Below are 12,829 nucleotides of genomic sequence, written 5' to 3' on the forward strand. Positions count from 1 at the left end.
CGCCACCAGTACCCGCTGTACCAGAGACCCACCACCAGCCCCACCTTGCGGAGCAGCACCTAACCACCAAACACCTCCGCCGCCGCCGCCAGCCACAATCATACGATTTTCAAGTGCTGTACCACCAACACGAATATCAGTCGCACCGCCACCACCAGCTCCATTCTGTCCACCAAATGCACCTGTTGCTAAGCCGCCTTGTCCGCCACCGTTCCATCCCCCAGTTCTTGCACTAGCACCCTTGCCGCCCACATAAATGGATATCTCTTGGCCGGCACTCAATATGTATTCGCCATAAGCATATCCACCTTTACCACCAACTGAAGTATCCAACCCAGTTCCACCCTGAGCGCCCCAAACATAAAAGGTATAAGTGCCAGCATACGTGGCTGTATATGTTTGAGCGCCACCTGTGTAGGTAAGGTTTGTTGTTGAGCCAGGAACAAACATACCTGTACCACCCAAACCAAAGAAGTTTAGCGCATGGGTATTACCCACACTGCCTGTCACATCGATGGCACCACCGCCACTCAACATAAACAGGCTATTGGCATTTGCACTGATGCCATTGATGTCGCCACCAAAGGTAATGGCCTTGCCTAAGGGGCTATTACGCACGGTTGATAAGGAGACACTAGTTGCAGCAATGGAAACATCACCGCTGTAGTGTTGCGCTCCACCCGTGGTGATGCTTTCGCCAATCGCAATAGCATCGCTATTCAGCGTCAGCGAGCCTGCGATGCTTATCTCTGCATTCAGGGCAATGTTGCCAGCAGCATTTAGGATGAGTCCGCCAAGACCCTCAGCCGTAATTGCTGAGGAGAGTGTTATATCTCCATTACCATCAGTATCACCATCACTGCCGTAAGTGGTATTGTTTACTGAAGTTTCAACTTCAACACTTGTTTCTGTGTTTAATGCTGAAACAATACTACTAGCCGCAGCTGCATCAATATTGTAGTTGTAAGGATCAAGCAGCCAGAGGCCACCTACCCCGTTTTCAGCACCGGCATTGACCTTTACATTGTCGGTATTTAAGGATGCGCCCGAAGTCTCAATCTGCCCGCCATCTCCGCCTTGTTCGCCACCTTTAGCATTAATAGCGCCATGTGCAGCGGTCACGGAGTCAGGATTTTCGATGTCACTCCAGAGTACCACCGTACCACCATCGCCACTATCTGTAGCACTGGCATCAATACTGGCCCCAGATTTCATGGTCACGGTGGTGGCTTGGTGCAGTGCATTGGGCTCATCGAATACGCGGCGCGCTTCGTTAGCCCCACCTTGCCAATCGCCCCCTACCAACACATTGCCGCCGCCGGTAGCGCCTGTGGCATCAATGGTGCTGTTCTCCGCTAGCACAAGATTCTGACCGGTTATCTCGACGTTACCGCCCGATGCGACATTACTACTGACATCCAGACGTCCATCGTTAGTAACATCGCCACCATCGAGCACGATGCGCCCACCTTGCTGTGTGATGCCTTGAGCTTCGACAATGCCTTGGTTGTTAACGACACCGGAAAGCAGGTCACTGGCTGCACCGGCGGTGAGGATGACCAGCCCTTCGTCGGCACGGATGGCGCCTTTGTTTTCGACCAGGCTGTCGAGTTTGCTCTGGTTGACCGTGACACTGATCAGGCCGTCACCACTGAAGTCGAGGGTGACGTCGTTGCCTGCCACCAATGCAGTACTGCCATTAGGGGTCTCGATGCTGCCAGCGTTCTTGACGATGGGTGCTACCAGAGCGACCACACCACCGTTGGCAAGGATATGACCGAGATTTTCGACAGCCGCCGCGTTGTTGCTGTCACTGAAGTGGTAGTGACCAGCCAGAAAGTCAGCGTCACTGATATTCAGTGTGGTGGCAGTGATGCCACCGACATTGATCTGGCTACCCGCACCAAATACGACACCCGCTGGGTTGACCAGCATAACCTGACCGTTGGCATTAAGCTGCCCCATGATCTGACTGGGGTCTTGCCCCAGCACACGGTTGAGCGCGATGCTGTCGCTGCCAGGTTGATTGAAAGTAACGCTGGCCTGGCTGCCGATATCAAAGCTCTGCCAATTGGCGATGAGTTTGTCGCTGTTCTGCTGCACCGTCATGTTAGCACCGCTTTGACTGATGCTGCCGTTACCCGATGCAATCTGGCCACCCGTAGGCAAGGCGTTGGTAGCAGGAACTGCAAAAACTGAAGACGAACCCAACGCCATCAGCATGGCGGCCGCAAGACGGGTGAGCCGGTGCTTATGCAGCACTTTGGCCGTGTTTTCACTATACAATATGGTTTGACAGGAGCGCTGATCACAGGTGGACGACTTGCCAGCACTGCGGGTAAGTTCCCCCACAACGATAAAGGCGTTTCTGACTCGGCTCCAAATGATACGGTGGATTTTATTCATTATTATTACGCCTTCTCAATTAGAACCAAAGCACGGCTTGCAGCCAGAAACGGTTGTTATCACTCTTGCCATCAGCATTTTTTCCACTAAGGGTGCGACCGGGATTGCTACCCAGGGTCTGGGCCCACGATAGACGCACACTGTAGCTACTCGGTTGACTCAGGCTCACACCCAGACCCGCACCACTGAGCTGATAACTGTTTTCTCCGGTGGCGGTGGGAATGGCCATGCTGCCGGGGTTTTTATTCACGCGGATACCGCCTGTGTCAGCGAAGGCACTCAGTTGCAGCGCCCCCAAGGGGGTGCCGCCGGGCCAGTCGTAGCGAAGTTCAGCACTGGCAAACCAGCCTTCATCACCCTGTGCCTCACCCGATGGATAAGCACGCACAGCATTGGGGCCACCGAGGATAAATCCTTCAGACGAATCCAGGTTGCCATTTGCTAGCTGGGCGGTGTACCTGCCCAATAGCGTAAAGTTGCCTGGCAGTCGTTGCAGACGCGAGGCGTTGACATTGATCTTGGAATAGTCGCCCTGGGTACGCAGAGTGGCAGCATCAGCCGCCTGATCATCGGCGACTTTGGAGAGATCGAGATTGCCATGGGTGATACTTAGGCCGAAATTGTTATGGCCTCCTCCCTGCCAACGATCAAGGCTATCGCCACTGAGTCCGATTGAAAATACGTCGATGCGTTTATCGCGAAGAGTGCCAAAAAAACTTTCGTCAGTCAGAGCCTTGCGTTGGTAGTCTAGGCTGCCGTGCAAACTGAATGCGGAGCTGCGAATGATGGGATAACTCAGTCCCACGCGAGCAATACTGGAGTAGCCATCGAGCCCAACAGAGACACCCGTGCCCTTTTTCACCTCATAGCGCATATCGGTATAGTCCACACTGGCGCGCAAGCCATGGCTATTCAGCGGTGCACTGTAGCCCAGACGACCCATGCGGATGCCCTCGCTGGCCGTGACTGATAGACTGGCGTGATCACCATAGCCACCTGGATTATTCAGGTTAAGTGCCGCGTTGAGCTGGTGCTCGCCGGTGCTGTAGTTGCCATTGTTATCAGCCAGATGTTGCCGGTGAATAGTGGCCCTTCAGTGGCATCAACCAGGATGCGGGTAGTGCCGGTTTCGCTGCCTGGTTCCAGCCTCGAGTGTGCACTTATACCTGGCAGGTCATTCATCAGTAGCAGGGCACGCTCAAGTGCTTCCTGGCGCACCGCACTGCCAGAAGGAGCAGCGGCTTCAGCAATAGCGGACAGGCTGCCGGCATCGATCCGGGCATCTTCGTTGAGCGATACCTTCCAGGCACCCCCGTCACTTGCATTACCCTCAAGTCGCCCCTGGATGATGGCGATTTCAATGATGCCTTCCGTAATATCCTGACGTGGCAGGTAGGCACGCGCTAACAACCAGCCTTGGGTACGCAGATGCTGAGTAACCTTGTCAGCCAGTTCTTGCAAACCGGCGAAATCAAGTTCCTGATCAATGGCATCTTCTAACAGGTTTTGAAGTTCAGCCTCGCTCACCAAACCCGAATCACCGCTAAAACGGATAGACTTGACCCGCACCTTCACCCCAGGCACCGTGGCTATCACTGGCTTGTCTGCGTCTGGCGCTTCGACTTCTGGTAGTTGCTGCTGCGGAAGAGTTTGCTGGAGCTGCTCCTGCTGACGCAACAGGGATCCAGCATCGGGCGGGGTTTGGGCGTAGCCGACAGTTGTAGGTATCAAAAGGGCGAACAGTGTGAGCGAATACTTTTTGCCATTAACCAAGCATCTTTTTATCATTAAAATCATCCCAAAACATATTGCAAGCGTATCGCTCAGGTAAGCAAAGCAAGTAAATATCCGCTCTAGTCCTGCAGGGTGTTAAAACAGAAAAAGATCTATTCAACGCTCGCTTTTTTACCTATAAAGAGTTCGCTATTGTCCGGCAAAAACGATGATTAGCTGCTATCATTGGCTGCCAAATTTCTATCAATATTCGCCAAACAACCACTTTTCAAACAAAATAGATCTAATGATCGATACTGATCGTTAGATTAAGTCGCTATATTTTTGGGAGGGTTGATGGTTCGGATTACCACACTTCAACAAGCTTGATCTCAGATTTCTGAAGGCAAAGGCACCCAACAACATGCATGATCGGCCATTGGCAGAATACGCAAATTAGTATCATTTATACCTCTGAATGCAACCGGCCAACGCTGAGCAAGCTGAAGTGGAATAATTTGATCAAGCCCACCAATAAAATGGGTTTGAGGAAGGTCTGCAAGGACTAAGGCAACATCTGCAGGATTGAGTGATGCACTCAAAGGCCGAACTCGATGGTGTGCTGTCCACGCGAGATGATCAAGGTTGCCAGCCACAGTAATGAGATGCACGACATCCGTACGTCGTGCTGCAACCAGTGCTGCAACAGCAGCACCACCGGAATATCCTACTAAAATCAGTTCGCTGGCATTAAAATGCTGCTTAAGGGTATCTATAGCAATATCTGTCGCATCTATCACTTCTTGAGCAAAACGGGCATCAGTCCAATAACGCTGATAACACGCCTCATCTGCAGCATCAATGTACTGGCACGGACGAGCTAAATACGCCGCATTACCATATTTCTGAGCGAGCGCTAAACGCAACGCAAGTGGATTAAGGGGGGTTGGATTGGCAGAGGGCTGGCTCCGATTTACCCATGCAAAACCATCGCCTTCCAGGTATAGAGTCAAAACATCACCTTCCACTTCATCACCAGGAAGGTATGCCATAAGGTTGAAATTTTTTGCCGGTATGCGTAAGGGCTGCCAATGTTGCGCTGCAGCCAAGTGATTAGCATGAATTTTCCGCTCATCTACACTGGGGATACCCGAGCAGGCGACAAGACCAAGAGGAAGTAAAAGGATAATCAGTCGCCGAAGCATCATAAGCGTTTTTTCCAGATGCCCATGAAAATATGAAATCAATAAACAAACACAGCATAGCCAAGGCAAGTCGGGTTAACCAAGGCTATGCTTTAATATTACAACCCTTTGACGATCAGACGATACTAAAATGTCCAGCGCAATTTAACACTGGCCGTCTGATTCAAAAAATCCTGACGATACTCTGCATCATAACGCGCTGAGATTTCCATTCCTCCAGACGTATGGCTCACAATACCCAGACCACCTCGGGCTAGCCAAGGGCTGCTTTTCAGTCCCTGAGTGGTGAAAGCAGCACTTGGGGCACCCGCAAAACTTGAGGCAATACTGGCTTGCTCATTTAAAGCATCATAGCCCAACCCTAAATTAGCAGAGAGTGCTACACCCTGCTTAATTTCATGGGTGAATTTGCCATCCGCAGTAAGGATCAGTTCATCTGTAGTGCGACTATCAACCTTCAGGTTCAACGCACCCGCACCCGTTTCGGTATAGCCTTCATCACGAATCCAGCTGTAATCCGCACGCACAGTCGGTGTAAAGGTTGTGGCTTCGCTTAACGTGAAGCTACGCCCCACACCAACACCTGCAGTTGCCACCAGACTGTCGTAATTAGATTCGGCCTGTACCCCAAAAGCAGAGAGATTACGTGTGCCTTTATTGCGGTTCTGGCCAATACCCAGCTGAAAATTTATTTCAGTGGATTCATCCAAGGCATGACTGCCATAGCCAATAAGTTGGTATACATCCACCTTGGCACTGTTAGGTGCAATGTTAGAGTTACCATCCACACTGGAGTTTGCATACGCCAGGGATAAACCCAATCTGGTGGTATCGGAGATATTAACATCACCACCGAAGGCTAAACCTGCCGTATCAGCCTTGTATCCTGAGACACCCTTACGATCCTTCTGGTCGGCCCAACTACCAAATGGCTTCAACCAGAATTTCTCGTCACCGTAGAAATGATCACCTGAACTCAAGCCTGATTAGATTCAATGCGCGCCTGCACAACGCGATTCATACCAGTCAATGCCGAGGTTGCTGCCACCTGAGAGCCGCCAGTCAGTAAAGGTAAAGTCTGGGTGACTGCGTCATTGACCTGCTCATTCGTGGTGAAGGGCACGAACAGGCTGCCGATGGCGCCGCCAGGCTCCGCGTTGATGATCGTATCCAACGCACGTGCCGCGCCCGTAGCCGGTGAATTGCCTTGAGCAACGACGATCTGCTCAACCAAACCACTATCGCTGCCAGTATCACCACCGCCACCGCCACCGCCACCGCCACCAACGGCAGACAATATCAAATCGATGCTATTCGCGTTTCTGGCCGCACTGAAGTCGAACAGCACGGAATTATCAGTGACTTGTAAATCCGATATCGGGCCGTCAGGGACCTCAACACCGCCAATTAGTAATTGGTCGTTAGCGCTAAGGATGTCAGTCAACCCATTGTTCACAGCCGTGGTAAATCCGAAATTAGGGTTGGCGACATTCACATGGAACTTAGCATCACTAGGCAAATACATAGTATTAGCCACTAGCTTTCCGTAGGTAGTATCGTTAGTAACATTCACCTGCAAGGTTGTGCCAGAGCTCATGGAATAGCCCGATACATATAGCGATTTTCCAGCCTCCAATTCCAGCGTGCCGGTCTGCTGGACATTCAAACTACCGCCGCCAGGCCCTGCGAACGAGTTGTTGGGGTTAGTCAGATTATTGTTGAAACGGGTTGTGCCGGAAAGCAGATGGATTACGCCAGCACCCGAGGTTATATCAGGTGCAAAGGAATAGTTGTCACTGTTGTGATTAAACTGCAAGCCGCCGAACGAACCGAAGTCGATACCGGCGGCACTTAGCGTGCCGGGCGCCGTTACAGATGGGTTCCCTGTGTTCATCTCACCGATAATCAAGTTGGCGCCACCTAAAGATGAGAGCTGTAACGTGCCAGCTCCTCCATCAATGATCCATTGCGATCCAGCTCCACCGATAATGACCGTGCCATGCGCATTGCTTTGGGAGCCAATAGTACCTTCAGCACTACTAACCACACCACCGTCTATGATTGACAAGGTGCCAATATCCGAATGACCTACAATAAGAGCGTCCACGATATTCCATCGTGATGTGCTACCAGTCACAGTTGCGGTACCGTTGCTATTTGCACTACCTCCCAGTAAAGCAGATGTGCTATTTACTACCCCACCATTCTGAATAGTCAAGCGGCCAATCGCACTATTTTGGGCGCCGCCGGTCTCCAGGCGTCCGCCAACCACCAACTGCCCGGTGGACAAGTTACCATCAACTGTAAGGAAACCTTTATAAAAAGTAGAAGTGTTGAATGCCAAGGTTCCCACAAAGGTGTCGAAATTCCCACCAGTGGTAGTGCCAGCGGAGACGAGTGCGCCTCCATTGGCAATGACAGCGGTATCAGTGTCGGTCGGTAGGTTGCTCCCATCCCAGTTGTTTGTATCGGTCCACTCTCCGGTGGATGAATTGCTCCAGATTACATCGTTCGCCACTGCGTTCGCCACTGATGGAGCCATCGATAGACCGAGGCTTGAAACAATAAGCAGCCCAACACCTTTCTTGACGGGCGCCAGACATCTCGCGGCCGCACTCTTGCTCTTGCCCTTACCTTTAACCATCTCGCTGACCGCCACCCAGGCTTGCAGGCCTGCATTCCAGACTGTTTTATAAACGTGATTCATGTGTGAACTCCGTGGTCCGTGATCTTAAAAAGCAAGTAAACATCCGGTTTAGACCTGCAGGGTGTTTAAACAGAAAAAAGATCTATTCAACGCTCGATTTTTTGCCCATAAAGAGCTCGCTATTCTCCGACAAAACCGTTGCTAAGCTGGTATCATTGGCTGCCAAATTTCTATCAATATTCGCCAAACGACCACTTTTCAAACAAAATAGATCTAATGATCGATACTGATCGTTAATTTGAGTCGCTTTATTTTGGGGAGGGTTATTGGCTTTAAAGGCAGTAGACAGAAATGAGTAATAAAACCTATAACATGACTCAAGAACTGATCGTAATGTGTCAAGTGTTAGAAATTGATATAAAAACGATTTTATTACGTACGGGGCTGCCGGTTGAGTCCCTGGAAAATCATGGGCTAAACGTTTCAGCAAAGAAGCTGATGTCCGTGTTCGGAGCAGTCGTTGAAGAATATCAGCACGATGATTACCATATTCGCCTGGCAGACGGTTATTCCAAAGTCGCCTGTGGTCATCATATCGTCGCCATACAATTTAGTGAGACCCTACGCGAGGGCATACGTCGAGTGGCGCATTTTATCCGTCTGCTGGCACCGGTTGACTGGATAATAAGCGAGTCTGAAGGCACCTTCAGGATTGAGTTTCGCGGACAATCGCCGGACTTTTATCTGACAGGAGAATTTCAAATCATGGGCTTTCACTGGCTGGTTAAATGTGGTTCCAATGTGACGACGCAACGCATCGTGCCTAGCCGGGTCTGTATCACTGAAAAGGTGCCTTACCAATCACAAATAGAGGAAGAAATGGGTTGCCCGATTTCAATCGCCAGCACACCCTTTATTGAATTTCCTTCTCACTTGATGGACCTCCCTGTCTTGTCGTTTAATCCGCAAATAGTTCATGGCCTGGATGCTTTAATAGGCAGCTCATCTTTGGCAGACGGGGATCCAGACCAACTCATCACCAACGTTCACTCTGTCTTGCAAAATCTAATGCCCTCAGGTGTCGTCAATATAGAGCGTGTTGCAGAAAGGCTCGGCTTGAGTAAACGTACCCTGGAACGGCGACTGAACCAAAATGGTTTAACATTTAAAGAAATTTTGCGTAATTGTCGAAAATCCATGGCTGACCATTACGTCAACAAGACTCAACTGTCTATTGCAGAAATAAGTTTGCTACTGGGTTACAGTGAAACTAACTCATTTTATCGTGCTTTCAAAGAGTGGTATGGACATACTCCCAAGCAGGCTAGAGCAGCGGTAGAATGAAAAGGTCTCGTTATTTACGCCCGACCCAAGCTCATATTTCCTGAATAATAAATCGCAATACCAGCGGTTATCAATTCACCAGGAGATATTCTAAGCCGTAAGGGAAAACCCGCTCAAACTTGAAACTATACCTAAGGCTGTATGCTAAAGGGCTGTTGATCGTTGGAGTAATCTCATCACACATTTCACAGCTAAACGAATAAATTACATTTTTTTGCTTATAGATTGCTCCGTGATTCTTGGATTTATGTCATCGAATAGGAGCTATCTACATGCGTAAAACACTCATCAGTGCAGCCTTGTGTGCACTTGCTCTTCCTGCATTAGCTCAGGCTGATTGTGGCGAAGTGTCCATCACTGAAATGAACTGGGCCTCTAATACCATTGTTACCGGCGTTGCCAAGTTCCTTATGGAAGAAGGCTACGGATGCGATGTAACTGTTGTGCCATCCGATACTGTCCCTGCTGTTACTTCGGTAGCCGAAAACGGGGAACCTGATATTATTACTGAGCTTTGGCTTAACTCTACAGGCGAGGTTTACAATCGTCTTGAAGAGGAAGGCAAGGTAGAGCGTCTGGGTAAGGTACTCACGCCCGGTGGTGTTGAAGGCTGGTGGATTCCATCTTACCTGGCAGATGCACATCCCGAACTTACCAGCATAAGCGGCATCATGGAAAATCCTGAGCTGGTTGGTGCGCGCTTTAACAACTGTCCGGATGGCTGGGCTGCCGTGTCGTCAGTGACAACCTGATTCGCGCCCTTGATCTGGAAAGCTCGGGAATCAGTGTGTTCAATCACGGTTCTGGGGAAACACTGGCGTCGTCCATGGCTTCGGCGGTGCAATCTGAAGAACCCTGGTTTGGTTATTACTGGGGTCCAACCGTGCCGCTGGGCAAATACGACATGACCAAGGTTGATATGGGTGGCTATGATGAAGAGATTCATAACCACAATATGAACCCTGACTCACCGAATGCGGGCGTTTCTGACTTCCCAGCCGCACCTGTGCTGACGTCGATCACCACAGACTTTAAAGATCGCGAGCCCGAAGTCGCCGATATGCTGAGCAAGATGACGTTTGAAACTGCACACATGAGTGCTCTGCTGGCCTGGATGGATGAGAACAATGCCTCAGCTGAAGAAGCTACAGTTTACTTCCTGAGCAACAATCCTGACATCTGGACTCATTGGCTGAATGATTCAGCCCGTGAAAAACTGACCAGCCTGTTAAACTGATTCAGCTGCAACACCGAAGGCAGACAGGCTAACCTCTGTCTGCCTTTTCATCCCGCCTTTCAGCGCTTATAACGAGGAATCCAAAATCCAATGGCAACCTATGACTTTGTTTTTTCCAAGCTGGGTTTAGAGGAGTGGTGCGCGCAGAATCAAACTGTCGGCCCCATGTCCATGAAAGACCTGTTATCCAAATCACGGGGCGAAACTGAAACCAGTCAGTCCATCTGGGAACTGCCTTTCCCATCCATGGACAACCTGAACGAAGCTTGTAGCGCCTTTCCTCAATCACGCGAACTTACCAAGGGTCTTGAAAACGGTTTTTTGTCTATCAAGGACAACCTGAGCATTTTTCTAGACCCTTTAACCCAGCCGTTGAGCTGGTTTCTGGATGGGGCGCTTCACTTTATGTTGGCAACCCCTTGGTGGATTATCATTCCACTCCTTCTAATCATCGTCCAACTGGTGACCAAATCCTGGAAGTTGGTTGCATTCGTTGCATTCAGCATCTTTACCCTGGCATTTATTGATCATTACGAATACGCGATGCAGACCCTTGCTATCATTTTGGTCTGTGCCTTTATCTGTGTACTGTTTGGTGTTCCTATCGGTATTGCGATGTCCCGCAGTGATACGATGCAACGCTTCACCATTCCGATTCTGGACATGCTGCAAACCCTGCCTCCGTTTGTGTATCTGATTCCGCTGATTTTCTTGTTTAGTGTCACCGAATCCAAGCTGTATGGTATCGCTATCATCCTGTATGCCATCGTTCCCGTGATCCGCCTGACCAATCTGGGTATCCGCCTGGTAGACAAAGACGTTATTGAAGCGGCGGATGCTTTTGGTATGACCAAACGGCAAAAGCTCTATCGGGTACAAATTCCACTCGCGTTGCCAAACATTATGGCGGGTGTTAACCAGACCATCATGATGAGTCTTGCCATGGTAGTCATTGCATCCCTGGTGTCAGCACCAGGATTAGGCGTCTTGGTACTGCGCGGAATACGTAATCTGGAATTGGGGGTAGGCCTGGTCGCAGGCCTGGGGATCGTCATCCTGGCGGTTATCCTTGACCGAGTCACCAAAATTTCCTTAGCGCGAATCAATGCCTCCCATAAACAGTGAGACAGATGCAGATGACTGACGATATTAGAATCTCAATTCGTAACCTCTATAAGATTTTTGGTGATGATCCAGCCACGGCCATACAAGCTGTAAAAGCAGGTATGGGTAAGGCCGAGCTTTTGGAAAAACACAACCATGTATTGGGCTTGCATGATATCAACGTAGATATGAAAGCCGGTAAAATCACCGTTATCATGGGCTTATCCGGCTCGGGCAAGTCTACCTTGATTCGTCACCTGAACCGCCTGATTGAACCCACTGAAGGTAGCATTCATGTCGATGGCGAAAATGTTCTGACCTACAATGAAAATCAATTGCGCCAGCTCCGGCGTGAACAGATGTCCATGGTGTTCCAGAAGTTTGCGTTACTCCCTCACCGTACGGTACTGGAAAATGCAGGCCTGGCACTTTGGGTCCGGGGCCATGATGTGAAGGACTTTGAAGAAGAAGCCAATAAGTGGTTAACCCGTGTCGGCCTGGAGGGCAATGGCAATCAGTACCCGCACCAGCTATCCGGCGGTATGCAACAGCGCGTGGGTATAGCGCGCGCCTTAAGCTCTAATTCACCCATCATGCTGATGGACGAAGCATTTTCAGCATTAGATCCCTTGATACGAACCGATATGCAGGATTTGCTTCTTGATCTGCAACAGGAGTTGCAAAAAACCATTGTATTTATCACCCATGATTTGGATGAGTCGCTTAAACTCGCCGACCACCTGGTCATTCTCAAAGATGGCTATATAGTGCAACAAGGCGAACCTCAAGACATAGTGATGCACCCAAATGACCCATATATCATTGACTTTATTAGTGATATCAATCGTGCCCGTGTACTCAGGGCACGCTCCGTCATGCAAAAAACCACTCAGATACCCGAACAAAGTGCCGGTCAGATAACCGAGCACACCAACCTTGAAGAGGTGATTGCTAAATCTGATGGGGCTACGGACCTGGTATACCAGGTCATGCGCAATGGGGAACAAGTAGGTCTGCTTAGCATGCAAGCACTAATGAAAGCTCTGGTGCCTACGCATGCCGCCACACGCGGCATTCATAAGCCCGCTGGCGAACCCGAAGTGATCCAGTAGCCATTAATATTGAGTAGCGGAATCTGGTACCATTTATCCACCAACCGGTGCATTACGATTT

The 12,829-nt window shown here is 50.0% G+C and carries 9 protein-coding genes and 1 pseudogene; 4 read left to right on the forward strand and 6 right to left on the reverse strand.

Features of this window, described 5'->3' with window-relative positions; all coding sequences use genetic code 11:
• The 6 genes from LH51_RS19115 to LH51_RS09140 all read right to left on the reverse strand — a co-directional run.
• On the reverse strand, positions 1 to 2,406 hold a 2,406-nt coding region (locus LH51_RS19115; RefSeq protein WP_144244228.1), incomplete at its 3' end, for a two-partner secretion domain-containing protein.
• A gap of 19 nt (positions 2,407 to 2,425) precedes the next feature.
• Positions 2,426 to 3,490: a ShlB/FhaC/HecB family hemolysin secretion/activation protein gene (locus LH51_RS19120; RefSeq protein WP_160173711.1), complete on the reverse strand. Its 1,065-nt coding sequence runs from the start codon at positions 3,488 to 3,490 to the stop codon at positions 2,426 to 2,428.
• Positions 3,412 to 4,194, reverse strand: coding sequence for a ShlB/FhaC/HecB family hemolysin secretion/activation protein (locus tag LH51_RS19125; RefSeq protein WP_160173709.1), 783 nt, complete (start codon positions 4,192 to 4,194; stop codon positions 3,412 to 3,414). The genes LH51_RS19120 and LH51_RS19125 overlap by 79 nt, the downstream gene beginning before the upstream one ends.
• Positions 4,195 to 4,511: 317 nt before the next feature.
• Complete coding sequence (locus LH51_RS09130) at positions 4,512 to 5,366, reverse strand: alpha/beta hydrolase (protein ID WP_200881943.1); 855 nt, start codon at positions 5,364 to 5,366, stop codon at positions 4,512 to 4,514.
• A gap of 83 nt (positions 5,367 to 5,449) precedes the next feature.
• Positions 5,450 to 6,304, reverse strand: a complete 855-nt coding sequence (locus tag LH51_RS09135) for an autotransporter outer membrane beta-barrel domain-containing protein (RefSeq protein ID WP_036521730.1) — start codon at positions 6,302 to 6,304, stop codon at positions 5,450 to 5,452.
• Positions 6,301 to 8,031 (reverse strand): ESPR-type extended signal peptide-containing protein, encoded by a 1,731-nt coding sequence (locus LH51_RS09140; RefSeq protein ID WP_036521732.1) that lies wholly within the window; start codon positions 8,029 to 8,031, stop codon positions 6,301 to 6,303. The genes LH51_RS09135 and LH51_RS09140 overlap by 4 nt, the downstream gene beginning before the upstream one ends.
• A 291-nt stretch (positions 8,032 to 8,322) precedes the next feature.
• On the opposite strand from LH51_RS09140, the gene LH51_RS19130 reads away from it, so the two are divergent.
• The 4 genes and pseudogenes from LH51_RS19130 to LH51_RS09160 all read left to right on the forward strand — a co-directional run bounded on the left by LH51_RS19130 (position 8,323) and on the right by LH51_RS09160 (position 12,768).
• Complete coding sequence (locus tag LH51_RS19130) at positions 8,323 to 9,315, forward strand: helix-turn-helix transcriptional regulator (RefSeq protein ID WP_052063620.1); 993 nt, start codon at positions 8,323 to 8,325, stop codon at positions 9,313 to 9,315.
• 362 nt (positions 9,316 to 9,677) lie between these two features.
• Positions 9,678 to 10,552 (forward strand): annotated as a pseudogene (locus LH51_RS22505) (ABC transporter substrate-binding protein).
• 90 nt (positions 10,553 to 10,642) lie between these two features.
• Positions 10,643 to 11,677 (forward strand): ABC transporter permease, encoded by a 1,035-nt coding sequence (locus LH51_RS09155; protein ID WP_036521734.1) that lies wholly within the window; start codon positions 10,643 to 10,645, stop codon positions 11,675 to 11,677.
• 11 nt (positions 11,678 to 11,688) lie between these two features.
• Positions 11,689 to 12,768 (forward strand): betaine/proline/choline family ABC transporter ATP-binding protein, encoded by a 1,080-nt coding sequence (locus LH51_RS09160; RefSeq protein ID WP_036521736.1) that lies wholly within the window; start codon positions 11,689 to 11,691, stop codon positions 12,766 to 12,768.
• Positions 12,769 to 12,829: the final 61 nt, after the last annotated feature.

Source organism: Nitrincola sp. A-D6, from assembly GCF_000764495.1.
Taxonomy (GTDB): Bacteria; Pseudomonadota; Gammaproteobacteria; order Pseudomonadales; family Balneatricaceae; genus Nitrincola.

What these genes read in the sequence shown, in the direction of transcription:
- LH51_RS09140 (WP_036521732.1), bottom strand. Translation starts at nt 8,031, where the DNA reads ATGAATCACGTTTATAAAACAGTCTGGAATGCAGGCCTGCAAGCCTGG.
- LH51_RS09155 (WP_036521734.1), top strand. Translation starts at nt 10,643, where the DNA reads ATGGCAACCTATGACTTTGTTTTTTCCAAGCTGGGTTTAGAGGAGTGG.
- LH51_RS09160 (WP_036521736.1), top strand. Translation starts at nt 11,689, where the DNA reads ATGACTGACGATATTAGAATCTCAATTCGTAACCTCTATAAGATTTTT.
- LH51_RS19125 (WP_160173709.1), bottom strand. Translation starts at nt 4,194, where the DNA reads ATGATAAAAAGATGCTTGGTTAATGGCAAAAAGTATTCGCTCACACTG.
- LH51_RS19130 (WP_052063620.1), top strand. Translation starts at nt 8,323, where the DNA reads ATGAGTAATAAAACCTATAACATGACTCAAGAACTGATCGTAATGTGT.